This window comes from Methylosinus sp. sav-2, assembly GCF_004366495.1.
Taxonomy (GTDB): domain Bacteria; phylum Pseudomonadota; class Alphaproteobacteria; order Rhizobiales; family Beijerinckiaceae; genus Methylosinus.
In genome coordinates this window covers 59,855-85,645 of record NZ_SOEJ01000003.1, presented here as the reverse complement: position 1 = coordinate 85,645, position 25,791 = coordinate 59,855, and the positions used below count along the sequence as shown (strand labels likewise).

27 protein-coding genes and 1 tRNA gene are annotated in these 25,791 nt (G+C 66.1%); 6 read left to right on the top strand and 22 right to left on the bottom strand.

The window, feature by feature from the left end:
* Positions 1-4: 4 nt before the first annotated feature.
* From ppx to EDE12_RS08970, 5 genes are all read right to left on the bottom strand, one after another.
* The gene (gene ppx / locus EDE12_RS08990; protein ID WP_026598576.1) at positions 5-1,540 is read right to left on the bottom strand and encodes an exopolyphosphatase; all 1,536 of its coding nucleotides are present in this window, start codon (positions 1,538-1,540) and stop codon (positions 5-7) included.
* Positions 1,530-3,761: an RNA degradosome polyphosphate kinase gene (locus EDE12_RS08985; RefSeq protein ID WP_024879892.1), complete on the bottom strand. Its 2,232-nt coding sequence runs from the start codon at positions 3,759-3,761 to the stop codon at positions 1,530-1,532. The genes ppx and EDE12_RS08985 overlap by 11 nt, the downstream gene beginning before the upstream one ends.
* Positions 3,762-3,822: 61 nt before the next feature.
* Positions 3,823-4,515 carry a DnaA/Hda family protein gene (locus EDE12_RS08980; RefSeq protein ID WP_024879891.1) on the bottom strand — a complete coding sequence of 231 codons (693 nt, stop codon included), beginning with the start codon at positions 4,513-4,515 and terminating at the stop codon, positions 3,823-3,825.
* Positions 4,516-4,519: 4 nt separating this feature from the next.
* Positions 4,520-5,665, bottom strand: a complete 1,146-nt coding sequence (locus tag EDE12_RS08975) for an AI-2E family transporter (protein ID WP_051592451.1) — start codon at positions 5,663-5,665, stop codon at positions 4,520-4,522.
* Entirely contained in the window at positions 5,652-6,221 is a 570-nt protein-coding gene (locus EDE12_RS08970; protein WP_084768629.1) for a CDP-alcohol phosphatidyltransferase family protein, read from the bottom strand. The genes EDE12_RS08975 and EDE12_RS08970 overlap by 14 nt, the downstream gene beginning before the upstream one ends.
* Before the next feature lie 191 nt (positions 6,222-6,412).
* Between EDE12_RS08970 and EDE12_RS08965 the strand changes: the two genes are divergently transcribed.
* Positions 6,413-7,516 carry a hypothetical protein gene (locus EDE12_RS08965; protein ID WP_064033693.1) on the top strand — a complete coding sequence of 368 codons (1,104 nt, stop codon included), beginning with the start codon at positions 6,413-6,415 and terminating at the stop codon, positions 7,514-7,516.
* 8 nt (positions 7,517-7,524) lie between these two features.
* On the opposite strand, the gene EDE12_RS08960 is transcribed toward EDE12_RS08965, so the two are convergent.
* From EDE12_RS08960 to EDE12_RS08890, 15 genes are all read right to left on the bottom strand, one after another.
* The gene (locus EDE12_RS08960) at positions 7,525-7,818 is read right to left on the bottom strand and encodes a hypothetical protein (RefSeq protein ID WP_024879887.1); all 294 of its coding nucleotides are present in this window, start codon (positions 7,816-7,818) and stop codon (positions 7,525-7,527) included.
* 141 nt (positions 7,819-7,959) lie between these two features.
* Positions 7,960-9,507, bottom strand: coding sequence for a peptidoglycan DD-metalloendopeptidase family protein (locus EDE12_RS08955; RefSeq protein WP_051592654.1), 1,548 nt, complete (start codon positions 9,505-9,507; stop codon positions 7,960-7,962).
* A 171-nt stretch (positions 9,508-9,678) separates the two neighbouring features.
* Positions 9,679-10,365 (bottom strand): methyltransferase domain-containing protein, encoded by a 687-nt coding sequence (locus EDE12_RS08950; RefSeq protein ID WP_026598571.1) that lies wholly within the window; start codon positions 10,363-10,365, stop codon positions 9,679-9,681.
* Between the two features lie 7 nt (positions 10,366-10,372).
* Positions 10,373-11,137: a 5'/3'-nucleotidase SurE gene (gene surE / locus EDE12_RS08945; protein ID WP_026598570.1), complete on the bottom strand. Its 765-nt coding sequence runs from the start codon at positions 11,135-11,137 to the stop codon at positions 10,373-10,375.
* A gap of 204 nt (positions 11,138-11,341) precedes the next feature.
* Positions 11,342-12,736 (bottom strand): serine--tRNA ligase, encoded by a 1,395-nt coding sequence (gene serS, locus EDE12_RS08940; protein WP_026598569.1) that lies wholly within the window; start codon positions 12,734-12,736, stop codon positions 11,342-11,344.
* Between the two features lie 191 nt (positions 12,737-12,927).
* Positions 12,928-13,710 (bottom strand): twin-arginine translocase subunit TatC, encoded by a 783-nt coding sequence (gene tatC, locus EDE12_RS08935; protein WP_024879882.1) that lies wholly within the window; start codon positions 13,708-13,710, stop codon positions 12,928-12,930.
* A complete protein-coding gene (locus EDE12_RS08930; RefSeq protein ID WP_026598568.1) occupies positions 13,707-14,135 on the bottom strand; it encodes a protein translocase TatA in 429 nt (142 codons plus the stop codon). The genes tatC and EDE12_RS08930 overlap by 4 nt, the downstream gene beginning before the upstream one ends.
* A 45-nt stretch (positions 14,136-14,180) precedes the next feature.
* Positions 14,181-14,429: a twin-arginine translocase TatA/TatE family subunit gene (locus EDE12_RS08925; RefSeq protein WP_026598567.1), complete on the bottom strand. Its 249-nt coding sequence runs from the start codon at positions 14,427-14,429 to the stop codon at positions 14,181-14,183.
* Between the two features lie 170 nt (positions 14,430-14,599).
* Positions 14,600-15,340, bottom strand: a complete 741-nt coding sequence (gene scpB, locus EDE12_RS08920; RefSeq protein ID WP_026598566.1) for an SMC-Scp complex subunit ScpB — start codon at positions 15,338-15,340, stop codon at positions 14,600-14,602.
* 38 nt (positions 15,341-15,378) lie between these two features.
* Positions 15,379-16,212 (bottom strand): ScpA family protein, encoded by an 834-nt coding sequence (locus EDE12_RS08915; protein ID WP_024879878.1) that lies wholly within the window; start codon positions 16,210-16,212, stop codon positions 15,379-15,381.
* A 59-nt stretch (positions 16,213-16,271) separates the two neighbouring features.
* A complete protein-coding gene (nagZ, locus tag EDE12_RS08910) occupies positions 16,272-17,279 on the bottom strand; it encodes a beta-N-acetylhexosaminidase (RefSeq protein WP_026598565.1) in 1,008 nt (335 codons plus the stop codon).
* Positions 17,280-17,295: 16 nt separating this feature from the next.
* On the bottom strand, positions 17,296-18,687 hold the full coding sequence (locus EDE12_RS08905; RefSeq protein WP_134188053.1) for an SPOR domain-containing protein: 1,392 nt from the start codon (positions 18,685-18,687) through the stop codon (positions 17,296-17,298).
* A gap of 91 nt (positions 18,688-18,778) precedes the next feature.
* Positions 18,779-20,557, bottom strand: coding sequence for an arginine--tRNA ligase (argS, locus tag EDE12_RS08900; RefSeq protein ID WP_026598562.1), 1,779 nt, complete (start codon positions 20,555-20,557; stop codon positions 18,779-18,781).
* Between the two features lie 135 nt (positions 20,558-20,692).
* Complete coding sequence (locus tag EDE12_RS08895) at positions 20,693-20,914, bottom strand: hypothetical protein (RefSeq protein WP_026598561.1); 222 nt, start codon at positions 20,912-20,914, stop codon at positions 20,693-20,695.
* A 262-nt stretch (positions 20,915-21,176) separates the two neighbouring features.
* The gene (locus EDE12_RS08890; RefSeq protein WP_026598560.1) at positions 21,177-22,370 is read right to left on the bottom strand and encodes a deoxyguanosinetriphosphate triphosphohydrolase; all 1,194 of its coding nucleotides are present in this window, start codon (positions 22,368-22,370) and stop codon (positions 21,177-21,179) included.
* A gap of 129 nt (positions 22,371-22,499) precedes the next feature.
* Between EDE12_RS08890 and erpA the strand changes: the two genes are divergently transcribed.
* The 4 genes from erpA to EDE12_RS08870 all read left to right on the top strand — a co-directional run bounded on the left by erpA (position 22,500) and on the right by EDE12_RS08870 (position 24,338).
* Positions 22,500-22,844, top strand: a complete 345-nt coding sequence (gene erpA, locus EDE12_RS08885) for an iron-sulfur cluster insertion protein ErpA (protein WP_026598559.1) — start codon at positions 22,500-22,502, stop codon at positions 22,842-22,844.
* A gap of 39 nt (positions 22,845-22,883) precedes the next feature.
* Positions 22,884-23,780, top strand: coding sequence for a sugar kinase (locus EDE12_RS08880; protein WP_026598558.1), 897 nt, complete (start codon positions 22,884-22,886; stop codon positions 23,778-23,780).
* Positions 23,781-23,870: 90 nt separating this feature from the next.
* Positions 23,871-23,946, top strand: a tRNA-Asn gene (locus EDE12_RS08875).
* A gap of 65 nt (positions 23,947-24,011) precedes the next feature.
* Positions 24,012-24,338 (top strand): polyhydroxyalkanoic acid system family protein, encoded by a 327-nt coding sequence (locus EDE12_RS08870; RefSeq protein ID WP_024879869.1) that lies wholly within the window; start codon positions 24,012-24,014, stop codon positions 24,336-24,338.
* A gap of 4 nt (positions 24,339-24,342) precedes the next feature.
* Here the strand turns inward: EDE12_RS08870 and EDE12_RS08865 are convergent, their stop codons facing one another.
* Positions 24,343-24,645 (bottom strand): DUF1153 domain-containing protein, encoded by a 303-nt coding sequence (locus EDE12_RS08865; protein WP_026598557.1) that lies wholly within the window; start codon positions 24,643-24,645, stop codon positions 24,343-24,345.
* A 217-nt stretch (positions 24,646-24,862) separates the two neighbouring features.
* Here EDE12_RS08865 and EDE12_RS08860 point away from each other — a divergent pair, with 217 nt between their 5' ends.
* Positions 24,863-25,225 (top strand): hypothetical protein, encoded by a 363-nt coding sequence (locus EDE12_RS08860; protein WP_024879867.1) that lies wholly within the window; start codon positions 24,863-24,865, stop codon positions 25,223-25,225.
* Here the strand turns inward: EDE12_RS08860 and EDE12_RS08855 are convergent.
* Positions 25,219-25,680 (bottom strand): response regulator, encoded by a 462-nt coding sequence (locus EDE12_RS08855; protein ID WP_018265133.1) that lies wholly within the window; start codon positions 25,678-25,680, stop codon positions 25,219-25,221. The genes EDE12_RS08860 and EDE12_RS08855 overlap by 7 nt on opposite strands.
* Positions 25,681-25,791 lie beyond the last annotated feature (111 nt).

Below are 25,791 nucleotides of genomic sequence, written 5' to 3'. Positions count from 1 at the left end.
TCCGTCAGAGCACGGGGGCGGCGGCCTCTATAATCGCCTCGGCACCGATGAGTCGGCCGAGCGCTTTGGAGCGGCTGGCCAGCCGCTCGCTGACGAGATCGGCGAATTCCGGCGGCAGCGACAGAACCAGCTTCCCCTCATGAGTGACGAGCGGCGTGCGCGGCAATACGCCGGGCATGGCCGCCGTCAGCAGATAAGCGACCCGCAGCGCCGCCGAGAGCACGCGGGCGCGCTCCAGCAGGCGCGGCGACAGCAGGCCACGCACCGGAAGTGCGCCCTCACTGTCCGGCCCGGCGTGACGCAGCACCGCCACCAGCGCCAAAAAGGCGCGGCCCGGATGATCGACGGCCACGAAGGCGGAATTGGCGATCACATTCATCGCCTGATTGGCGCGGTAGTCCGGATGGGCGCGCCAGCTGACATCCGACAAAAAGCAGGCGGTATGGCGCAGCCGCGCCTCATCTTCCGTCTCCGGCAGGCCGGAGGAGGAAAAGAGCGCGTCGGTCCAGGCGATGAGTTCATCGCCATAGCCGGGCGCGCGCGCCATGGCGCCCTCCAATTCGCGCGCGGCGGCGACCAGCGGATCGGCCGCGCGCTGCTGTGGAGCGAGGCGCTCATAGAGCAGGCCCTCGCGCACGCCGGCGGCGGAGATGACGATCTCCTTGGGCCGCGCCTTGCGAATCACCTCGTCGAGCACGATCGCGCCATAGGCGAGCAGCGGACGGCGCGCCGTCGAGACCGCGGCGATATCGGCCAGCGCCTCGCTGTCGACGCGCTCCAACAGGCTGGCGAATTCTGCCGCGTCGCTGGTCGGAATGCGGTAATTATGCATCATGTCGAGCGGATAATTGCGCTGACGCATGTGCAGCCGCGCCAGCGCGCGCCATGTGCCGCCGACGGCGTAGAAGGTCCGCCCCTTGAGCCGCTGCAGAGGCAGCGCGTCGTCGATCGCCTTGCGGGCGATGCGCGCCGCCTGGCGGGTCGAGCGGCTGGCGGCGTCCATCAGCGCGAGACCGCCGAGCGGCAGCGTGACCCCCTCGCCCATCTCGCCGTCTTGCAGGTCGATGAGCTCGAGCGAGCCGCCGCCGAGATCGCCGACGACGCCATCCGGCTCATGTATGGCGGAGATGACGCCGAGCGCCGAAAGCTCCGCCTCGCGGCGGCCCGACAGCAGCGAAATCTCGCGGCCGATCGCCTCCTGGGCGGCGGCGAGGAAGGCGGCGCCATTGACGGCGTCGCGCGCGGCCGCGGTCGCGATCACCTCTATGTCGCTTATCTCCATGATCTCGCAGAGCGAGCGAAAGCGTCGCAGCGCCGCGAGCGCTTTGCGAATCGCGTCATCGGGCAGCCGGCCCGTCGTGACGACGCCGCGCCCGAGCCCGCACATGGCCTTTTCGTTGAAGATCGGCGTCAGCGCCCGCCGCAACGCCGAATAGGCGACGAGGCGCACCGAATTGGAGCCGATGTCGACGATTGCGACCGGCCGCTGCGCTGCTTCCGCATGCGCCGCGGCCTCGACCTCCGCCGCGTCATTCCTCACGCGGCTTGAGGAGCGAACGCGGGCGCCATTCCTTGAGAGACTTGCCACGGCCAGAGAGACTCGGGTTGGTCATGAAGTATTTATGGGCGTTGAACCGCTCTTCGCCCTCAGGGGGAGTTATGCGTAAGGACGAGCCATCCGGCAAGACGCGATAGCTCTGTTCATTGTCGATGAGATTGGCCAGCATGATCTGATCGAGAATCTGCTGATGCACCGTCGGATTGGTGATCGGCATCAGCACCTCGACGCGGCGGTCGAGGTTGCGCGGCATGAGATCGGCCGAGGAGATATAGACATGGGCCTTGGCGTGCGGCAACGCATGGCCGCCGCCGAAGCAATAGACGCGCGCATGCTCGAGGAAGCGCCCGACGATCGATTTCACGCGGATATTGTCCGAAAGGCCAGGCACCCCCGGCCGCAGGCAGCAGATGCCGCGCACGACGAACTCGATCGACACGCCCGCCTGCGAGGCGTGATAGAGCGCGTCGATGATCTCCGGATCGACGAGAGCGTTGCATTTGCCCCAGATCGCCGCCGGCTTGCCGGCCTTGGCGAAGCCGATCTCCTGCTCGATATGCTCGAGCAGCCGCGTCTTGAGCGAGATGGGCGAGACCGCCATGCGCTCGAGCCCGGCGGGCTCCGCATAGCCGGTGATGAAATTGAAGATGCGCGACACGTCGCGGCCGATCGCCGGATCGGCGGTGAAGAGCGAGATGTCCGTATAGATGCGCGCCGTCACCGGATGATAATTGCCGGTGCCGACATGGCAATAGGTGACGATGCTGCCGCCCTCGCGGCGCACCACCATCGACAGCTTGCCATGCGTCTTCAGCTCGATGAAGCCGAACACGACCTGCGCGCCGGCGCGCTCGAGATCGCGCGCCCAGCGGATATTGGCCTCCTCGTCGAAGCGCGCCTTCAGCTCGACCAGCGCCGTCACCGATTTGCCGGCCTCCGCCGCCTCCACCAGTGCGCGCACGATGGGGCTGTTGGAGGAGGTGCGATAGAGCGTCTGCTTGATCGCGACCACATTGGGATCGCGCGCCGCCTGCTGCAGGAATTGCACGACGACGTCGAAAGACTCGTAAGGGTGATGGACCGCGAGGTCCTTCTGCTTGATGGCGAGAAAGCAATCGCCGCCATTGTCGCGCACGCGCTCGGGAAAGCGCGGCGTGTAGGGCTTGAACTTGAGATCGGGCCGATCGAGCCCGACCACCTCCGAGAGATCGTTCAGCGCCAACATTCCGTCGAGCACGAAAATCTCGTCCCCACCGACATCGAGCTCCTCGGCGACGAGGGCGCGCAGCGCCTCGGGCATGTCCGAGGCGACCTCGAGGCGAATGACCGAGCCGCGGCGGCGACGCTTCAACGCCGTCTCGAACAGGCGGACCAGATCTTCGGCCTCCTCCTCCACCTCGAGATCGCTATCGCGAATGAGGCGGAAAATGCCCTGCCCCTTGAGCTGATAGCCGGGGAAGAGCTTTTGCGCATTGATGGCGATCAGCGTCTCCAGCAGCATGAAGCGCTCGCGCCCCTGCCCCGCGCCGCCCGCGCTCGGCAGTCGCACGAAACGCTCGATCTTGGACGGCAGACGCACCAGCGCATGCAAGGTCTTACGATCGCCCGGACGCACCAGCTCCAGCGCCAGAGTGAAGCCGAGATTGGGAATGAAGGGGAAAGGATGCGCCGGATCGATGGCGAGCGGCGTCAGCACCGGGAAGATGCGCGACATGAAATGCTCTTCCAGCCATTCGCGGTCGCCCTTGGAAAGATGCCCCGGCTCGACGATGACGATGCCGACATCCTCGATCTCGCGGCGCAATTCGCGCCAGCGCCGCGTCTGCGCCGTGGTGAGCAGCGCCACCCGCTCGTTGATCTTCACCAGCTGCTCGGCCGGCGTCAGCCCGTCCTGCGACAGAGTAGCGACGCCGGTGCGGACCTGGCCGCGCAGGCCGGCGACGCGCACCATGAAGAATTCATCGAGATTATTGGCGGAGATGGACAGGAAGCGCAGCTGCTCGAGCAGTGGATGATTGCGGTTGGACGCCTCCTCGAGAACGCGGCGGTTGAACTCGAGCCAGGACAATTCGCGATTGATGAAGCGCTGCGGCAGAGCGGCCAGCTCTTGCGGGCGCTCCAAGAGATCGCCCGGCTTGTCCATGACGGGAATATCGGCTCCGGTGCGCTCGGCCTCGAGATTGTCCTGGATATGCTTCGTCATGCTTTTTCCACCTCTCGCCCGCCGGCGCGATTCTGACAGATTTTCCGCCGACCGAAACCCCTCACGCGCCGCGTGAGGCGTCGAGAAGCTGCAAAAGCTCGCCCGCGAGCGCGCGCGTGACCGGACGGCCGCGCGCGAGGGCCTCCTCGTCGAGCATGCGCACAAAGGCGCGAGCCGCCTCGAGCGAGCGCTCGAGCCGAAGCGCGACATAGTCGACGAGCGTCGCCTCGACCGCCAGCTGACGGTCGCGGAACAGCTTTTCCAGCACGGCGCGAATCAGAGAATCGTCCGGCGCGCCGATTTCTACGACCGGCGCACGACGTAAACGCGACAATAGGTCGGGAAGCGCGATTTTCAACGCCGACGGCGGCCGCTGCGAGGTGACGAGCAGCGTTCCGCCGCTCTCGCGAATGAAATTCATCAAATGAAACAGAGCGGTTTCGTCTGTCACCGCCTCCAGCCCATCGAGCAGCGCAACGGCGCCGGCGAGCCGGCCGGGCTCCGGAATCTCGGTCGGAGAGACGAGAACGGCGCCATTGCGACGCGCGAAAATGGCCCCGAGATGGGTCTTGCCCGATCCCGGCGGCCCGACGAGCAGCAGCGCGCTGTCCGGCCAATCCGGCCAGCGCGAGATCATCTCATAGGCCGCGCGATTGGCGGGCGAGATCAGAAAATCCGCTTCGCCATAGCGCGGCTCGCCGGCCAGATCGAAAAAGAGCTGGGCGGGGCCGCGGCGAGCGTCGCCTTCCGGCATGGGCTCAGCTCTCCCCCGGCGCGGCCGGGCCGAGAAACAGCGCGCTCTGCCGATAGCGCCGCACGGCGAAGCGCAGAATGACGCCGAGCGCCGCCGCAACCGGCGCCGCCAGCAGCAGGCCGGTGAAGCCGAACAACGATCCCGCCGCGAGCAGAGCGAACATCAGCCACACGGGATGCACGCCGATGGAGCCGCCGACGAGGCGCGGCGACAGCACATTGCCGTCGAGGAAGAGGCCGGTGGAGACGACCGCCACAGCCATGGCCGGCAGGCGCCAATCCGGCCAGCCCTGCACCAGAGCGACGATGATCGACAGGACGAAAGCCGTGATCGAGCCGACATAGGGCACGAAGCTGAGCACGCCTGCGCTGACGCCGATGAGAAAGCCGAAATTCAGGCCGATGAGCGATAGGCCGATGCTGTACCACAGGCCCAAGAACAGGCAGACGAGCGCCTGGCCGCGCAGAAAGCCGGCCAGCGCTCTGTCTATGTCGCGGGCGATGGCGCGCACATCGTCGCGATAGCGCGGCGGCGTCAGCTGATCGAGCGTCGCGACCATATCGTCCCAGTCGAGCAATATGTAGAAGGCGACGACCGGCGTGATCACCACCAGCGAGACCATGTTGACGAGCGCCGCGCCGCCGGAGACCAGCGATTTCAGAAAAGCGGCGCCCATGCGAGCCGCCTCGCTGGCGAGGTCGTTCACATATTTCTGCGTGTCGAGCGAGGCGTCGGAGACCGGCAGGCCGAGCTTCTCATAGACGCTGCGCATAAAATCGCCAGTGGCCTCGCGGCTGACGCGCGTGAGCAGCCCTTGCAGAGTGGTGAGATAGCCGGGCAGGCTCTCGATGAACTCGCTGAATTGCCGCGTGAGCACCGGCGCGACCAGCAGCACGATCGCCGCCGTCAGCACGACGAACACGGTCAAAATGACAAAAGAAGCGCCGAGGCGTGAGAGGCCGAGCGCCTGCAGCCGATCGGCGACCGGATCGAGCAGATAGCCGAGCGCGAGCCCCGCCAGAAACGGCGCGAGAACTGGGCTCAGAAAATAGAACAGCGCGAAGACGAGAAGAATCGCCGCCATCCAAAAGGCGAGCCGCCGGTCCAGTCCGTTCGGGACGCGCGCCTCCTCCATCTCACGCTCCGACATCGTCTGGTCCCATGAGCTTGACCCAGCGCCAGAGATAGACGCTGGCGGAAGCGACGGTCAATGCCGCGACCGCAGCCATGACGAGGCTGTCCACGCCATGGAGCGGAATAGAGAAGGCCTCGCCCGCGAGCACAATCGCCGCGAGCAGCAGCTGCGCCGCCGTCGTGGCCTTAGAGACCGGCAAGGGGCTGAGATCTATCGAACGCGCCAGCAGCCAGGAGACGAACACCGCTCCGACGATCATCACATCGCGCGAGATCACCAGCAGAGCGAGCCACGGCGGCAGCACGCCCTTGAACGCCAGGGTCGCATAAATGGAGACGATCAGCGCCTTGTCGGCGATGGGATCGAGCACGGCGCCGAGCTCGGTGCGCAGATCGAAGGTCTTGGCCAGCCAGCCGTCCAGCGCGTCCGACGCTCCCGCGAGAGCGAAGATCGCGAAGGCGGCGCGCCAATGATCGCCCACGATCATGTCGATCGCGGCCGGCGTCACCACGAGACGCCCGATGGTAATGAAATTCGGCAGCCAGCGCAGGCAGAGGGAACGCATGACCATCATATCTGGCGCGCCGAGGGCTCGGCGCTAGAGCCCCTCCGGACATGTCCGCAGGCGTCGCGCGAATAACGTCGCCGTCGCGACTGTGAGCGCGCGCACAGAACACGAAAAGCCGCCCGGCTAATGTGAGGTCAGTGACGCTGCGGCGCCGCTCGCGATTTCGATCCAGCGCTCCCCCGGGGAATTGACCCATGGCCCAGCAAATTCTCATGAAATTATCGAATGGCGGCTGCTCCAGCTGCGATCCGCCTCCGGCGCCCGGCTTTTCGATCGGCGGCTCCGTGGGCCGCGGCGGCCGCAACCTGCCCGAAGACGCGCGGACGATCCAATCCGCGCTCAATGGCGTCTGTCCGGCGGATGGCGGACCGATCTTGAAGCTCGACGTCGATGGAATCGTCGGGCCGATCACCATCGCGGCGATCGAGAAATATCAGAAGCGCCAGCTCGGCTGGTCGGACGGAAGAGTCGATCCCGACGGGCCGACCATTCACGCGCTGAGCGGCCAGAGCGGCGGACAGGCCGCCCCCGCCAAGGCCGGCCCCAAGGCGCCGCCGCCCAAGGCCACGGCGCAGCAAAACGCGCAATTCGTCGAGCGCATCGGCTCGCTGCTGCCGCGCGCGCGCCATTGGATTTCCATGGCGCAGCTCAATATCGACATGGCCTCGGAATATTTGCGTCGCTCGCCGGCGGGGCGCAACGATCCCTTCCCCTCCCTGCACGACATCGGCAGAGGGCAGCTCGCTCTGTTCGACAAATATTTCCATACACACAAGGAGCCGACGACGACGAAGCTGGCGCAATTGCAACGCGCCAAGCGGCTCTATGATTCGATGACCACCGTCATCACCCATTCGCTGCTGCAGGCGCCGATGTTCGGCTGGGGCGTCGGCTATTTCCAGCCCGATCCCGCGGATGGCACGCTCGCCGCGCTCGATTATGTCGCCTACACTTTCTACGGCGGCTGGCAGGCCCGCCGCCCGGACGGCAGGCCGCGCCTCTCCGGCGACGACAATTACAAAGGCGCCAAGAATCTGCGCGAAGACACGATTTTCTTTCCGGTCGGGCAGCTATTGACGAAGACCGATAATTTCATGCTCGAGACGATCATCCACGAGCTGGCGCATTTCGTCGGCCCCGGCGTGAAAAGCCCGGATCGCATCGGCGACCACACCTACGACACCAAGGCGAATTTCCTCACCGTCAACAATTGGACCGCGCTGCACACAGCGGAATGCTACGGCTATTTCGCCGCGGAATCCGCCCTGCGCAACGCGATCACCATACCGATCCATTGAGCGGCGGCTCACTTCGACATGCAGGCCTTGATGTCGCTCGAGGCCTTCATCGCCTCGAATGTGTCGGCGCAGAACTTCTCCAATGTCGGGCGCAGCTCGGGATTGGAGGCGTTGGCGCGCAGGCTCATCGCGCCCTCGAGCAGCTCCTTCTGCGCGGCGTGGACATTGGCGCGCGGCAGCTCGACCGAGCATTCCTCATAGCGCTTCAAGAATGTGTCGCAGACTGGAATTCCGGTGGGATCGATAGCGAGCGCCGGCGTGACGAAAAGAACAGCCGCCGCGAGAGAGATGAGACGTTTCACTGCCGAATTTTCCCCTATCGCCCAACCCGGACGTCCCTATAGAGGCTCCCGCCGGAAAAGAAAACGGGCGACGGGCGCGTCGTGCCGCCCGTCGCCCCACTCCGGCGCAAGTGTCTCGCGAACGCCCGAGATTCCTTAAGCTCACAGCCCGGCGAGATAGCCGGTCGGATCGACCGGGGTCGAGCCTTTGCGCAGCTCGAAATGCAGCTGCGGCGAGCCGACATTGCCCGACTGCCCGGATTTGGCGATCGTCTGGCCGCGCTTCACCTGATCGCCGCGCTTCACATCGAGCTCGCCATTATGGGCATAGGCGGAGACGAAGCCATTGGGATGGCGGATCAGCACCAGATTGCCATAGCCCTTGAGCTCGCTGCCGGCATAGGCGACGACGCCGCCCTCGGCCGCCTTCACCTGCGTGCCTTCCGGCACGGAGATGTTGATGCCGTCATTGCCGCCCGTGTTGAAGCCCTGAATGATGCGGCCGCGCGCCGGCCAGCGGAACTCCGGCCGAGCGTCGGCGGAGGCCGGAGCCGACGCGGACTTCTCCTCGGCCGGCTGCGCCTGCGGCGGGATCGAGGCGGTCGGCGTCTTGTCGATGCTGCGCTGAGCCTGCGGCTGCGCGGCCGGCGCGGCTTCGGCGAAACGCTGCGGCTTCTCGGCCTGCGGCGCGCGGGCGATCTCCTTCGCCGGAGCCGGCTCTGGCTTCTTCTTGGCGCGGACCTCGGGCTCCGGCTTGCGCACGGGCTCCGCCTGAGCGAGCTTGCGCTGCGGCTCGGCCTTCGCCTTCACGGGCTCAGGCTCCTTGGTCCGCTGCGCGAGCTGCGCGCGGGCCGGATGCGCCTCGGCCTGCGGCTTCAGCGCGGGAGCCGGCTTCGGCTGCACAGGCGCCTGAGCGACGATCTGCTTGGGCGCGGGCCTCGCGGGCTGAGTCTCGGCCTGCTTGATTTCCACCTGACGAGGCGCTGGCTTCGCCGGCTTCGCCTCGACCTGCGCCTGCCGGACGGGCGCGGCGTGCGGGCGCTCGGCCACGATGGGGCGCGCCGGAGCGGGCTCCTGCTCGGGCTCGACGCTCGAGGTTTTCCGCTTCGGCTCGACGGGAGCGACCGCTTTCTTCTCGGTCTTGCGATCGCGCACATCCACCGTCTTGACCACAGGCTGCGGCAATGGCTTCGGCTGGGCCACATGGACGGGCGCCGGAGCCGGCGCTGCAGCGACGGGCGCAGGAGCGGGAGTCGCCGGAGCGGCGGAAGCGCGATAGATCGGAATCACCAGCCGCGAGCCGGAATGCACCTCGGCCGGCTTGCCATAGCCATTGACGCGCAGCAGCGCGTCGAGCGGAACGCCATAGCGCGTCGCGATCACGCCGGCCGATTCGCCGTCGGCGACGACCACGGGCGTGCCGCCTTCGGCGCTCCAATGATTATAGGCGCCGGCCATGCGAGTGGGAGCTTGCGCCGGCGCAGGCGCAGCGGCGACGGGAGCGGGCGCAGCCTGGCTCACGGCCTGCTGCGGCGCGAGCGGATGACGCTCGACGACGCTACGGCGCACGGGCTGCGAGATCGTGCCGGTCGGCACGCGATCGACGCGGCCCGCCGGCGCGGAATCCTGGAACGGATTGGTGAAAGGATCGGTGAAACGGGAGGCGTCGGAACAGCCGGCGAGAAGGCCGGCGGCGCCGGCGGCGAACATGAGCCGCTTTGCGACCCGCGACAGAAAAACACGACGCTCAATTGCCATGACGCGACCTACACTCGAACGCTATCCTCACTGTGCTCATTTAGTCACAGCCCGGTTAAGGGAGCGTTTAAGATGAATGCGGGTTCAGCGGCGCCTCGACGAATTTAGGTAAATTCCGGGCGTTCACAGAGCTTTCGCGCGTCCTGTCAGCGCTGCGCCCAGGCGGCACGGGCCGAGATCGCTCGTCGTCCATAGGGCCTCGCCGTCGCGATGCGAGAGCGATAGGCGCTCCAACGGCCGCGCATCCTCGGAAGCCGGCGGCGCATAGCGTCCGAAGATCGCCGCCCCGTCCGGCGCCAGCGCGGCCATGACCGCATGCGGCGGCGGCTCGTGAAATGACATATGGAGAATGATGCGGTCGAAATATCCGCGCGTCTCGTCCGCTGCGAGGCCGTCGCCGAACAGCGCCTCGACATTGGCGCAGCCGAGCTCGGCGAGACGTTGGCGCGCCTCTATCGCCAAAGTCTCGTAACGCTCGATCGTCACCACCTCGCGCGCGAGCCGCGACAGCACCGCCGCGCCGAAGCCGGAGCCCGTCCCTACTTCCAGCACACGGTGATGCGGTTCGATTCGTAGCGCCTCGAGCCTGTGCGCGAGATCGGCGGCGGCCGGCATTGTCTGTCCGCAGCCGATCGGAAGCGACATGTCGCGAGCGGCGAGATCGCGGAAGCGATGCGGCGCGAACAGCTCGCGCGGAATCGTCTCGAAGGCGCGCATGATGGAGAGGTCGCGCACGCCGGCGCGCCGCAATTGCAGGAGAAGCGCCGCGCGAGCCTCGATCGATTGTCCCTCGTCCGCGCGCTCCTCCATTTGACTCCTATTCGAAAGCGGCGGAGAGCCGCGTCAAGGTCGGATGGTCGGTGAAGTCGAGGCGTAGGGGCGTCACCGAAATCTTATTCGCCTCCACCGCCTCGAGGTCGGTGCCCGGCCCCGGCGTGAAATTGCCGCGCCGGAAGCATATCCAATAATAGGGAATGCCGCGACCGTCCTTGCGATCCTCTATATGCATCAGATCATTGGAGCGCTGGCCCTGCATGGTGACGGCGACGCCCTTCACCTCTTGCGGCGTGCAGTTGGGAAAATTGACATTCATCAGCACGCCCGGCGGAATGCCCGCCGCGACCAGCTTGCGAATGACGTCGGCCGCGTGAGCCTCCGCGCAATCCCAGTGGATGTGCCGGCGTCCGGCGAAGAAATCATAGACCTGCGAGAGCGCGATGGAAGGAATGCCGAGCAGCGTGCCCTCTATGGCGCCGGCGATGGTGCCGGAATAGCTGACGTCCTCGGCGAGATTCTGGCCGGAATTGACGCCGGAGAGAATGAGATCCGGCGGCTTGTCGGCGAGCAGCTTGCGCACGCCCATGATGACGCAATCGGTCGGCGTGCCTTTGACCGCGAAATGCCGCGAGGAGATTTCGCGCAAACGCAGCGGATCATTGATGGAGAGCGAATGCGCGACGCCCGATTGCTCGCTCTCCGGCGCGACGACGAAGACATCGTCGGTGAGGCTGCGCGCGACGCGCTCGGCCAGCGCGAGGCCGGCGCCATGGATTCCGTCGTCATTGGTGATGAGGATGCGCATAGGCTCACAAACGCTGATCGTTGGCGCTCCTTCTCCCACTCGTGGGAGAAGGTGGCCCTCGCGTCAGCGAGGGTCGGATGAGGGCTCGTCGAGCTCGACACGAGTCTTCGCCTCACGCGAAGGACCCTCATCCGCCCCCGCTTAGCGGGGCCACCTTCTCCCGCAGGCGGGAGAAGGAAGCGCGCACATAGATTTCGCTAAGGGCTACCGCGCCGCGGCGATTCGCTCCAGCCCGCCCATATAGGGGCGCAGCACCGTCGGCACTGTGACGGAGCCGTCGGCCTCCTGATAATTCTCCAGAACCGCGACCAACGCGCGACCCACGGCGACGCCGGAGCCGTTGAGCGTATGCACGAAGCGCGTCGCCTTGCCCTCGGCGGGACGGAAGCGGGCGTTCATGCGCCGCGCCTGGAAATCGCCGCAGACCGAGCAGGAGGAAATCTCGCGATATTTCCCCTGCCCCGGCAGCCACACCTCGAGGTCGTAGGTCTTCTGCGAGGCGAAGCCCATGTCGCCGGTGCAGAGCGTCACCTTGCGATAGGGCAGCTCGAGCAGCTGCAGCACTTTCTCCGCGCAGCCGGTCATGCGCTCATGCTCCTCGAGCGATTGCTCGGGCGTGGTGATGGAGACGAGCTCGACCTTATAGAACTGATGCTGGCGGATCATGCCGCGCGTGTCGCGCCCCGCCGCGCCAGCCTCGGCGCGGAAGCAATAAGTGCCGGCGGTGAAGCGCAGAGGGAGCTGCGATTCGTCGAGGATCGATTCGCGCACGAGATTGGTGAGCGGGACTTCGGCGGTGGGAATCAGACCTAGGCGTTCGCGTTTCATTGTTCTCAAAGTCTGCGCCAGCCCCTTCGGCATTTCGCTTCGAACGTCAACATAGTCCTTGATAAGTTCTTCATCAGATATCTCTGGAATGAATTGGCCACTGATAGCCCAAAATTGATCCTCTTCGAACTTCGGCAATTGCGCCGTGCCAAACATTGCATCGTCGCGCACCAGCAGCGGCGGCGCGACCTCGGTATAGCCATGCTCGCCCGTATGCAGATCGAGCATGAATTGCGCGAGCGCGCGCTCCAGCCGCGCGATCCCGCCCTTGTTCACGACGAAACGCGCGCCGGAGAGCTTGGCCGCGGTCTCGAAATCCATCAGCTTCAAGCCTTCGCCAATGTCGAAATGCTCTTTCGGCTCAAAGTCGAATTTGCGCGGCTCGCCCCAGAGCAGAACCTCGACATTGTCGTGCTCGTCCTTGCCTTCCGGCACTTGCTCGAGCGGCGTGTTGGGAATCTCCGACAGCGCCTTGTCCAGCGCAGCGCTCGCCTCGCGCTCCTTCTGCTCGAGCTGCGGGAAGTCCTCCTTCAGCTTCGCGACTTCCGCCTTCAGCGCCTCGGCGCGGGCGGCGTCCTTCTCGCGCATGGCGAGGCCGATCTCTTTCGAGGCGGCGTTGCGTCGCTCCTGCGCCGCCTGCAAAGCCGCGATCGCCGTACGGCGTACGTCATCGAGCGCGAAGAGGCTTTCCGACAGAGGCGGGAGATTGCGGCGGCGGCGGCCATTGTCGAAAGCTTCCGCATTATCGCGAATAAATTTGATGTCGTGCATGAGAATCGATCCGCCGACTGGTGCGAGGCCCTCGTCCGACCCGGCTGCGCCGGGCTGCCTTCTCCCGCAAGTGGGAGAAGGGAGCGGCCGACGTTGAGGGGCGCGAATCCTTCTCCCACTCGTGGGAGAAGGTGGCCCTCGCGTCAGCGAGGGTCGGATGAGGGTCCTTGTCCCTCGAGCAGAACGAAGGGTCAACCCGCGGCTTGCTGTTCCTCGGCCGCCGCCCGCTTCTTCTCGATCCAGCGCACGGAAATGATCGACGCCTCGTAGAGCAGCAGGCCCGGTATGGCGAGCGCCAGCTGGCTGAACACGTCGGGCGGCGTCAGCACCGCCGCCACGATGAAGACGAGGACGATCGCATAGCGACGCTTCTCGGACAAAAATTTCGACGAGACGATGCCGATCTGGCCGAGCAGCGTCAGCGCCACCGGCAGCTGGAAGACGACGCCGAAGGCGAGCACCAGCGTCATGATGAGCGACAAATATTCTGACACGCGCGGCAATAGCTCGATCTGCGCCTTCCCCGGCTCATTGGCCTGCTGCATCGAAATGAAGAAATGCAGCAGATTGGGCATGACCAGAAAATAGACGACGATCGCGCCCAGCGCGAAAAACACCGGCGTGGCGACGAGATAGGGACGAAACGCCTGCCGCTCGTGGCGATAGAGGCCGGGCGCGACGAAGGCGTAGAGCTGCCCGATGACGATCGGGCAGGAAATGAAGGCCGCGGCGAACATCGCCACCTTGATCTGCGTGAAGAAATATTCCTGCGGCGCCGTGTAGATGAGCTTGGCCTCCGGCCCCGCCGCCATTGTATAGGGCACGACCAGGAGATTGTAGATGTCCTTGGCGAAGAAGAAGGCCAGGATGAAGGCGCCGAAAAACGCCAGCAGCGCTCGGATCAGCCGCTCGCGCAGTTCCATCAGATGCTCGAGGAGCGGCGCTTTGGTGGCGTCGATGTCGGCGTCGGTCATTTCGGCTGGCTTTCGGGCGGCGTATCGGTCTCGCTCGTCGGCGCGGGCTCGCTCGCCGCATGAGGCTCGGCCTGCGCTTCGACGGCCGGCTCAGCGGCCTTGCTCTCATCGCTTTGCGGCGGGGCAGGCGGGCCTTCGATCGCGCCGACGATCTGCTCGCGCGCTTGCTTGAGCGGATCGAAGGCGACGTCGCCGACGCCGGCGAAGGCCGAATCGACCTCGCTCTTCAAATTCTTATGCACGTCGGCGAGATCGGCCTCGCGCATCGCATCCATGAACTGGCCTTGGAAATCGGCCGCCATGCGCCGCATGCGCCCGGTGATCTGGCCGATCTGGCGCAATACGCGCGGCAGGTCCTTGGTCGGAATCGCGACGAGCGCGACGATGCCGATGACGATCAGCTTTCCGGGATCGAGATCGAACATGGTCTTCTCGAGAGCCTGCCCGCGGCAGGCGAAACAAGGGTGGCGTCAGGCCTTTTTCGCTTCGGCCGTCTTATCGACGTGAAGCGTCGTCTGGCTCGCGAGCGCCTGATGCTCCAGCGATTTCGCCGGCTCCTCGGCCTTCGCCTCGGTGTCGTCTTCGGCGAGGCCTTTCTTGAAGGCCTTGATGCCCTTGGCGACGTCGCCCATGACGTCGGAAATCTTGAAGCGGCCGCCGAACAGGATGAAGGCCACGCCGCCGACGATAATCCAATGCCAGATCGACAGACCGCCCATGACGCGAACCTCCCACTCGTCTTTCGTGGACCGGCGAGGCCGGCCGAAACTTCTCGGAACCTAGGACGCCGGACGCGCAAAAACAAGTTGGATGAGGCGCCCTGCGTCGAATTCTCCGACGCTTTAGGTAGGATTTCGATTTGGCCCGGGCGAGACGGGGCGAAAGCGCTCTATTCCTCGATCGGTTCGGGCTCCTCCGGCGCGTCGGGCTCCAGCAGAAAATCCATCTCGAGCGCCGCCTCGGCGTCGCCCTCCAACGGATCCTCGTCCTCCTTGAGCGTGGCGTCGTCGGTCGGCTGCGGCACGTCGAAGCCCTTGGGCAGGCGACCATCGAAGAGGCCGGCGCCTTTCAGCTCGTCGAGGCCGGGCAGATCGCCGATCTGCTCCAGGCCGAACTGCATGAGGAACGCATCGGTCGTGCCATAGGTGAGCGGACGCCCCGGCGCGCGGCGACGGCCGCGCAGGCGAATCCACCCGGTTTCCAGCAGCACGTCCAGCGTGCCCTTGGCCACGGCGACGCCTCTTATGTCCTCGATCTCGGCGCGCGTCACCGGCTGGTGATAGGCGACGATGGCGAGCGTCTCCAGCGCGGCGCGGGACAGCTTCTTCTGCTCCACCTGCTCGCGCGCCAGCACCCAGCCGAGATCGGCCGCAGTGCGGAAAAACCATTTGTGGCCGGCGCGAGTCAGCGTCACGCCGCGCTCGGCGTAATCCTGCTTCAGCCGCGCCAGCACGGCCTCGACATTGGTTCCGTCCGGCAGGCGGCGGGCGATCTCCGTCTCGTCGAGCGGCTCGCTGGCCGCAAAAAGCAGCGCCTCGGCGATGCGGGAGGCCTCGCGCAGCGCCGCCGCCTCTTGATCGAGGGTCACATCGTCTTCGAACAGTTGGACGGGTCGCAAGGCTCGCGCCAAATTTCTTCTCCCTGGCCTTTGGATCGGAGCCCTATGGCTCACGCCTCCGAGGCTTCGCTTGGCGAGTCCGAAGGCTCGCGGTCCAGTTCCGTTTCCCGCCGCCGCAGCCAGATCGGCGCGAAGGCGCGGTCCTGGCGAATGTCGAACCGCCCTTCCCGCACCATTTCCAGCGAAGCGGAAAAAGACGAGGCGCGGACGGTGCGCGCCGTTTGAATATCCACACAAAAAGCCAAAAGATAATCGTCGAGCGCGGTCCATTGGGCCGCGATTCCGGCGAGCCGCTCCAGCGTCTCGCGCGCCTCCGCCAGCGACCAGACATTGCGCTGGCGTAGCGTGACCTTGGAGATCGCCTGCTTCTGCCTTTGGCGGGCGTAGGCCGAAAGAAGATCATAGAGACTGGCCGTGAAGGTCGAGTTCGTCTTGGTCTCTATGCCCTCCGGCCCGCCGCGCAGAAACATGTCGCGGCCGAGCCGCGCGCGCTCCTGAAGCTTGTCCGACGCCGCGCGGATCGCCTCCAGCCGGCGCAAGCGATCGGCGAGCGCCGCGGCCAGCTCTGCGGCGGAGGGCTCCTCGCCCGTCTTTGGCTGCTCCGGCAGCAGCAGGCGCGATTTCAGATAGGCGAGCCAGGCGGCCATCACCAGATAATCGGCGGCCAGCTCCAGCCGGACGCGCCGCGCCTCCTCGACGAAGGCGAGATATTGCTCGGCCAGCGCCAAAATGGAAATGCGGGCGAGATCGACCTTCTGGCGGCGGGCAAGCTCGAGCAGCAGGTCGAGCGGGCCTTCGAAACCGTCCACATCGACGAGGAAGGCGGGCTCCGCCTCCGCGCGCTCATGTTCTCCGGCGATGTCGAAAGCCAAATCCTGCGCCATCTCGCCTCACGGCGTTGTCTCACGCCTCCGCCCATCGGGAAGGCGAGAGATTGGGCCGATCAGACGCCGGCCGCAAGAGCCGCGTCGAGCTGGCGGGCGCCGTCCACAGGATCGAATTCCTTCGGCGCGGCGATTCTCGCTTTCGCCGCACGCGCCCGCTCCAGCGCCCGGCCGGCGAGATCGCCAGCCCCTTCCGCCACGGCGCGGGCCTCGGCGAGATCGCCGTTGCAATGCAGGACCACATCGCAGCCGGCGGCGATCGCGCCCTCGGCGCGCGCGCGAAAGCCGCCCGAGAGCGCCTTCATCGAGAGATCGTCGGTCATCAGCAGGCCGTCGAAACCGATGAGGGAACGAATAATCCCTTCGATCACGGCTTTGGAGAGCGTGCCCGGAAGCTCGGGATCGATGGCCCGATAGACGACATGGGCGGTCATGCCGAGCGGCAGATCGGCGTCGGCGCGGAAGGGAATGAAATCCTGCGCCTCCAGCTCGGCGCGGGAGGCGTCGACGACGGGCAGCTCGAGATGGCTGTCCGCCCGCGCCCGTCCATGGCCGGGGATATGCTTGATGACCGGCAGCACGCCGCCATCGAGCAGCCCCTCCGCCGCGGCGCGGCCGAGCCGCGCGATCTCGGTGGGAACGCGGCTATAGGCGCGGTCGCCGATGATATTGTGGGAGCCGTCCACCGGCGTGTCGAGAACTGGCAGGCAATCGACGTCGATGCCGACCTCGCGCAGATCATGGGCGATCAGTCGCGCGCCGAGCCGGACGAGCGCAGCCGTCTCCTCGGGCGGAAGCCCCAGCCTCTCGAAGGCGGCGGCGGCGGGATAGGCGCGCCAGACCGGCGGGCCGAGACGCTGGACGCGCCCGCCCTCCTGATCGACGAGAATGGGGGCGTCGGTCCCCAGCGCCTCGCGGATTTCCGCGGTGAGGGCGGAAAGCTGCTCGCGCGAGGCGACATTGCGCTTGAACAGGATCGCGCCCCAGGGCTGCGCCTCGCGCAGGAAGGATTTCTCCTCCTGCGAGAGGGCGAGGCCGGCGCAGCCGCAGATGAAAGCGCGCGTCACGGAGCCGCTGTCTCCATCAATTGGCGGCGACGAAGCAGGAGCCGCCGGAGGCCTTGACCTTCTCGCAGACGCCGACAGCAGCCTCGCGGCTCATGCCGGCGGCGCGGACGCGATAGACGCTCTTCTCGCCGACCTTGGCGAGGCGGAAGCCGAGCCGCTTGCCGCCGAGCTGGGCGCTGTATTTGGAATTCACCGTCTGCATCAGCCGGCGGGCCTCGTCCTCCGAGCCGGCGGCGCCGAATTGCACGGCGAAGCCGCCATTGCCGCCGGTCGCGGCCTCCGGCTGGGCCGTTTCGAGCGCGGCGGTCTGCTCGGGAGCGGCCGCCGCCGGGGCGGCGGGCTTGGGACGCGGCGGCTGCGCGACCTTGGGGGTCGTCGCCGGCTTGGCCGGACCCTTGGGCGTCGCGGTCGGCGGCTCGGCCGCGGCGTCGACGGCGCTCGGCCGGGCGGCGAGGGACGGCGGCCGCGCCGGGGGCGCGACATTGACGGGACGGGCGATCGCCGGCGTCGGCGCGTCATGATCGATGACGGTGCCGTCGGGCCGCACCGAGACGGTCTTCACCCGCCGCGGCTCGGCGCCATAGGGATTATTGGGGCCGCCGGCCGGGGCGGCCTCGTGCGGCGCGTCGACCGGCCCGTCGCCGAGCTTGACGACGCGCACCGCCGCCGCCGGATCGACGGGCTGCTCCTGCTTGGAGACGACCTTCTTGACCGGAGCGGTCTGATTGCGATCGAGCACGGCGGCGCCGCGTTGGGGCGCGGCGGCTTCGGCGACGGTGGAGGGCTGCACCTTGGCCGGCCCTTCCGGCGCCTTTATGGTGGCGAGCTCCTGCGGGGCCACGATGCCGCCGCGATGGCCCAAGGCCAAGCCGACGCTCACCGCGCCGACGCCGGCGAGAGCGACGACCGCATGCCACGGCCGCAGCCGATCGCGCAAAGCGCCGAAAAAGCCTCTCCGCTCGCGCGGCTCGTCATAAGGCTCGTCCTCGACGCCATAGTCGAGATAGTCCTGCTGATCCTGATGCGCCCACTGACCCTCGCCGGGCGAGCGCACGGCGTAATAGTCGTCGGACTGCGATTGCTGCTGCGCCGCCGGCGAAAGCGGCGGCGGCGATAAGGGCGACGGCGAGACCGGCGGCAGAGCCCCGCGCAGCTCGGCCGTATCGAAAACGTCTCTGTCTCTCTGGCTCACGGCCGGCTCCCGACGCTGCTGGTCGGCGAAGACTCTACCATAAGGATCGGCCGCGCCGGCCGTCTCGTCGCCGTGCAGCAGCCGCGCCAGCTCGGCGAGCGGATCGCTCTTCGCCTCGCTCCTGCCCGCCTGATTCTCTTGCGGCTCGCCGCCACGCAGGCGCCGCTCGAACTCGCTGATGTCGATGGAAGGCCCTCGGGCCGTCGCCTCGCGCATGATGCACCTTCCTGCTCACTACCCGACGGACGCGACGTCGCCATTCCCGGATGCGAGCGCACGCCGCACTCTTGCAAAGCGCCGGCCGCGATCACCGCATCTCGTCGGGGGCGCTCACGCCTAGGAGTCTCGAACCCGACGCCAGGACGCAAGTCAAAGAAACGACCAACGCCATCCGCGCATAGGTCGAATTTCTATCATCTGCATTAACAAAGCGTAATTGTGGCCGATCTTTGCCTTTGTTCCAATGCGAATGAAAGACGCTGGCGAGATCGTAGAGATAGAAGGCGATTCTGTGCGGCTCATGCGCCGTGGCGGCCGATTCGATCAATCGCGGATATTGCGCAATGGCCTTGGCGAGCGCGATCTCGCCTTCGTCCTGCAGCAGATCGAGCGGCGCAGCGGCGAGCGCCTTGGGCGTCAGATCGAGATCGGGAAAAGCGCCGAGCGCCTGCCGGATCGCCGATTTGGCGCGCGCATGGGCGTATTGCACATAGAAGACGGCATTGTCCTTCGACTGCTCGATGACCTTGGCGAGATCGAATTCGAGCGGCGCGTCATTCTTGCGATAGAGCATCATGAAACGCACGGCGTCGACGCCCACTTCGTCCACCACCTCGCGCAAGGTGACGAAATCGCCGGCGCGTTTCGACATTTTCACCGGCTCGCCATTGCGCATCAACTTCACGAGCTGGCAGAGCTTCACGTCGAGCGTGACCTTATTGTCCGAAAGCGCGGCGACCGCCGCGGTCATGCGCTTCACATAGCCGCCGTGATCGGCGCCCCACACATCGACGAGCGTGGTGAAGCCCCGGTCGATCTTGGATTTATGATAGGCGATATCGGCCGCGAAATAGGTATTGGAGCCGTCAGATTTCTTCAGCGGGCGATCGACGTCGTCGCCGAAATCGACCGAGCGGAACAAGGTCTGCTCGCGATCCTCCCAATCATCCGGCAATTGGCCCTTGGGCGGCGGCAGGCGACCGTCATAGACGAGGCCGCGCGCGCGCAGCTCGTTTATCTCCTTGTCGATCTGCGACAGACCATTGATCTTCTCATGCAGCTTACGCTCGGAGAAGAAGACCTCATGGCGAATATCGAGCGCGGCGAGATCGTCGCGGATCATCGCCATCATGGCGTCGATCGCGGCGCGCTTGACCGGCTCCAGCCATTCGCTCTCGCTCTTGTCCAAAAGCTCGCGGCCAAATTGTTTCGCCAGAGCTTCGCCGGCGGCCTTCAGATAGTCGCCCGGATAGAGCCCCTCTGGAATTGTGATCGTCTCGCCGAGCGCCTCGCGATAACGCAGGAAGGCCGAGCGGGCGAGAACATCGACCTGCGCGCCGGCGTCATTGATGTAATATTCGCGCGTGACCTCGGCGCCCGCGAAGGCCAGGAGATTGGCCAGCGCATCGCCGAACACCGCGCCGCGGCCATGGCCGACATGCATCGGCCCGGTCGGATTGGCCGAGACATATTCGACATTGATCTTGCCCGCGAGCGCCCCCCTGCCCTGCGGCCTTCCATAGGCTTCGCAGTCGCTCAGCACGGCGCGCAGCACATCGGCGTAGAGGCTCGGCTTCAGGCGGATGTTGATGAAGCCCGGCCCGGCGACCTCGGCCTCGGCCACATCGGGCAGATCGGCGAGCGCGGCGGCGATCTCCACCGCGAGCTGGCGCGGATTGGCGAAATTGGCCTTGGCCTCCTTGGCGAAGACCATGGCGGCGTTGGTGGCGAGATCGCCATGGGCGGCGTCCTTGGGCGGCTCCACGACGAAACGCGCATGATCCAGCGTCTCCGGCAGGCGGCCGGAGGCCTTGATCGAATCGAGAATGGCGGCGATGGCGACGTGGAAGTCGGAGAAGATGTTCATCGAATGTCCGGGCCGGGGGCGATTGCGGCCGGGGGTTTAGCAGAATGGGGAGCGGAACGCATCTTTCGCGACAGCAGCGACTGATCGGCGGTCCAAGAGCGGCGCCCGGACCGCGGGCCTTCAGGCTCGCCCGCCTCACTCGTCTATGCTCCAGCTCGCGACCTCCCGCCCATCGCTGTCCAATATGCGGAAGCCATGCGGCAGCGGCTTATGCGTGCGCTGGACGATCACATTCGAAAACAGCGACTTGGCGTGAGTGACGGCCTTGCGCACGTCGCTGATGTCGGTGTTCATCCGATCGATGACCTGCGCGGTCATTCCCTCTGGAGCGGCGCCGACGAATTCGATGACGAGCATGGGGGCCTCCCGGGTCAGAACCAGGAGGTCGGGCGCGCGAGGGGCTCCGTCAAGGCGAGCTGTGGTCCGCCCTCAGGGCGATGGGGGAAATGAGCGGTGTCGCTCGAAAGGGCGTTTCCACCTCCCCCTCGAGGGGGGAGGTCGAGCGCCGAAGGCGATCGGGAGGGGGTGACGCCCCGAGTTTTTGCTGTTGAACCCCACCCCGTCCGGCTGACGCCGGCCGACCCTCCCCCTAAAGGGGAGGGTGAGCGGGACCGACTGTTCAGCCCAAGGACATTTTCTCCCCGAACAGCTTGCGATATTCGCCGAGCGCGTAGCGGTCGGTCATTCCGGCGATGTAATCGGCGACATGGCGGGCGCGGGCGGCGCTCTCCTCGACGCGGGCGAGCTCGGCCCATTCCGGCGGCATTTGCGCCGGATCGTCGAAATAGACGGGGAAAAGCCGCGAGATGACCTGCTCGGCGCGGTCCCAGACGCCCACGACTTTCTCATGCCGATACATTTTGGGGAAGAGAAAGGCCTTGATCGAGCGATCGGCCTCGGCCATGGGCGGCGAGAAGGCGATCGTCGCCACGCCGGCGCGGCGCACATCCTCGACGCTTTTCGCCCCGACGAGGCGCAGGCGCTTCTCCGATTGGATGATGGCGTCCTCGACAAAGCGGGTGATGACGCGCCGGCCCAGCTCGTGAATGACCCGCGTGCGCTCCAGCGCGCCATAGACGGCGCGTATCTCGTCCAGCATCACGCCGATGAAGGGCACGGCGGCGATATCCTCGAGCGAGAACAGGCCGGCGCGCAGCCCATCGTCTATGTCATGGGCGTCATAGGCGATATCGTCGGCGAGAGCGGCCGCCTGCGCCTCTGCGCCTGCGAAACTGTCCAGCTCCAGCGGAAACAGCGCGTCGAACTCCGCCACATAAGGAGCGAGCGCGCGATTCGAGCGCGGGCCGCGCAAAGGTCCATTGTGCTTGACGAGGCCTTCCAGCGTCTCGAAGGTGAGGTCCAGCCCGTCATAGCGAGCGTAGCGGCGCTCGAGCAGAGTGACGACGCGCAAAGCCTGCGCGTTGTGATCGAAGCCGCCATAGGCCTCCATGCAGCGCTGCAGCGCATGTTCGCCGGCATGGCCGAAGGGCGTATGGCCGAGATCATGGGCGAGCGCCACCGCCTCGGCGAGATCCTCGTCCAGCGCCAGAGCGCGGGCGAGCGCGCGGGCGATCTGCCCCACCTCTATCGTATGGGTCAGCCGCGTGCGGAAATGATCGCCGTCCAGCGGCACGAAGACCTGAGTCTTATGCGCGAGACGGCGAAAGGCCGTCGAATGGATGATGCGGTCGCGGTCGCGCTGGAACTCGCTGCGCGTCGGCGAGGCCGATTCGGGAAACAAGCGCCCGCGTGAGGCCGCAGGATCGCTGCCGTAGGGGGCGCGGACGCGGACGGCGGGATCTTCGATCGCCAATCGTCTGCTCCTGTCATTGCAAGGTCACGCGGGCGGCCATATTTTCGCTTCGCATATCCCGCCCGCCCCGGGGAGCGCAAGCGACGAGGCTGGCGAGACAAAAGCCAAAAAAGAGGAAGGCGCGCCCTAATGACCGATACGGCGACGATTGCGAAGATCGAAATGAGCGAGCGCGCGGCCGAGCGCATTCACGCCATTCTCGCCGGCGAGGCCGCCGCGACGGCGCTGCGGCTCTCCGTCGATGGCGGCGGGTGCTCCGGCCTGCAATACGCCTATACGGTCGAGACCGAGCCCAAGCTGGACGATATCGTCGTCGAGCGCGATGGGGCGAAGCTCGTCATCGATTCGATTTCTGCTGCCTATATAGCCGGCGCGCGCGTCGATTATGTCGAGGATCTGATGGGCCAATCCTTCCGCGTCGAGAATCCCAACGCCACCGCCTCCTGCGGCTGCGGCTCCAGCTTCTCGGTCTGACGGCGCCCCCTCCTCCGCTCCTCCTTTCGGAGTCCTCGATTGCAGTCTCTGTTCATCGGCCATTCCTATATCGACGTGACCATGCGCACGCAGGTCATGCCCAAGGGCGACGAGAAGGATGTGGCGGAGGATTACGCCGTCTCCTTCGGCGGCAACGCCGTGACCGCCGCCTTCGCCTGCTCCAAGCTGGTCGGCGACGGCGTCGATCTGCTGACGCAGCTCGCGCCCGACTGGCTCGGCCATATGTTCATGGATATGGCCGCGACCTATGGGCTGCGCGTGCATCCGCGCCGGGTGCGCCGCTCGTCCCTGTCCTTCGTGCTGCCCAAAGACGGCAAACGCGCCATATTGCGCGCCCGCGACAATAATTTCCTCGAGGACTTCCCGCGTCTCGATTTGACTGGGGTGCGCGCACTGCACAGCGACGGGCATATCGCCGACGCGGCTCTCCATTACGCGCGCGCCTGCCGCGAATCGGGCGCGTTGACCTCGCTTGACGGCGGCGCGCTGCGGTCGGGAATCACCGATCTGCTCGAATTCATCGACGTCGCCATCGTCGCCGAGCGGCTCTGCGAGCAGATGACGCTCTCGGAGGCCGATATGCTGGCCTATTTGAAGAGCAAGGGCTGCCGCATCGGCGGCGTCACCAATGGCGAGCGCGGCATGCTCTGGTACGACGAGAATGGCGAGGTGCAGCGCCTCCCTTCCCTCCCTGTACCGGCGGAGCGCATCGTCGACACATCGGGCGCAGGCGATGTGTTCCACGGCGCCTATATGGCGTCCTATCTCCAGCGGCCGGAAGCGCCCTGGCGCGAGCACTTCCACTTCGCCCGCGCGGCCTCGGGATATAAGATTCAGCACCTGGGCAATGAGGCGGGCCTGCCGTCGCAGAATGACATAGTAGCGACACTCGCGCTTTTTCCCCCTGCCGATTGAATGGCTTGTGGGAAGCCCGAAAGAAATCGAGAAAGGCGGAGAACAGGGCTTGGCAAGAGTGCTTAGAGCTTGCTATATGCCCGGCACCGTTCCCCGATAGCTCAGCCGGTAGAGCAAGCGACTGTTAATCGCTGGGTCGCAGGTTCGAGTCCTGCTCGGGGAGCCAGTAATCATTCCGCCCCTGTGAAATCCGCCTCTCGACGCCTAGATTGGCGGCACGGGAGCCTCACTATGCAAAAATCCATCGTCATCAGCGTTAGCCATGATCTCGGCGTCGAGACCGCGCGGGCGCGCGTCGCCGCTGGGCTCGAGCAGCTGCGGCGGGACTATGTGGACAAGCTCGCGCATTCCGAGGTCGTCTGGACCGGGAACGCCGCCGATCTGAAGGTCGGCGCCTTCGGCCACAATATGCAGGCGCGCATAGAGGTGCTCGCCGATTCGCTGCACATAGAGGTCTGGCTGCCCTGGCTGCTGGCGGCGCTGGCGGGACCGATTCAGACCGCGCTCGCCCAACACGCCGGCGAGGCTCTGCGAATCGAGAGCAAGCCGCAGGGCTGACAGGTCAACGCTTGCCGGCGGCGAGCCGCGCCGCGCGGCGGCGATAATATTGCAGACGAGTCGTGCGCAAGCTGTCCACGCCATGGCGGTCGATGAAGCTCGCCCAGGCATTGAACTCGTCCGGCGTCAACGAATAGCGCCGACAGACCTCGTCGAGCGAGACGACGCCACTGCGCACCGCCGCCACCACCTCGGCCTTGCGGCGCACCACCCAGCGCGTCGTCGGCGGCGGCAGACAGGCGCAGGCGATTCGATTCGCGGCGTCGTCGCCGGCGGGACCGAACGTCGTCGGATCAAGCGTCATCATGGCGCCGCTCCACAAAAGGAATTTTCGCATCACATCGCGAAAAACAAGCCGCCGCCGCGTCGGGCGGCGAGATCTGTGACACTTCCAGCAAAGGCTGAAAAAAGCGTTGCGGCGCGCGCAAGCGAGAGAGAGGAGCTTAACCACATCCGTTTGCGCCGCCGGCCAGCGGCCGCGCCATGGTCTAGACTAGGCTTCCATTCGCAATCGGAGGCGTCCCATGTCGAAAGCCCTGCTCGTCGCATCGATCGTCTTCGCAGGCGTCGCAATCGCGACCTCGGCGCTCGCAGAGCCATTCGCGCGGGACCGCGAGGGCGGCGCGGGGCCTTCGCGCGCGCAGGCCGCCGAGCAGCGACGCGATCTATGGGAGGCGCGCGAGCGGGCGCGCGAGCAGCGCCGGCTTCAGCGCGAGCGGCAGAGATACGCCCCTCCCTCGGGCCAGAACGCCGGCGGCCCGGCGCCTTACGGCTATGGCGCGCCTTACGGCGGCGGTTATGGCGGCGGCGATTACGTCAATCCGCCGCCGCGCCAGGCGCCGCCGCCATCGCCGCGCGGGCTGCACGACGGCCTCTGGTATTACTGACGCGTCGCCGGCTCGCCGCGCCGCTCCAACGCCGAGCTCACGATCTCCAGCGCGATGGCGAGCAGCGCCTCAGCGTCATTGGGCTTGACGAACACCTTGTCGGCGCCGGCCCGCATCGCCTCCTCATGGATCGACGGCGCGGTGGAGGTTGTCAGCACGAAAACCGGCAGCTCCTTCAGCAGAAGCGAGCGGCGCAGCGACTTCAAGAACTTCACGCCATCGAGCCGCGGCATGTTGAGGTCCAGCACCAGCACATCCGGAAGCTTGTCCGTGATCTCCTCGCGCGACACGAGAAAGATCGCGTCCAGCCCATTGTCGACCTGCTCGCATTCGATGTCGCGCTCCAGCAAGGAGCGCACGGAATCGAGGGCTCGCTTGAACAGGAAGACGTCGTCCTGATCGTCCTCGATGATCAATACGCGGCAGGCCCGATTCTTCGTCTCGACAGCGGACATCACAATCCCCATCTTCTCGACTTGCGCTCGTTTCTCAGACGCTGTTTCCTATAAATAGGATGCGGTCGCCCCGCGCGCAGCAACGAGCGCTACCAAATGCGCGCGACGAGG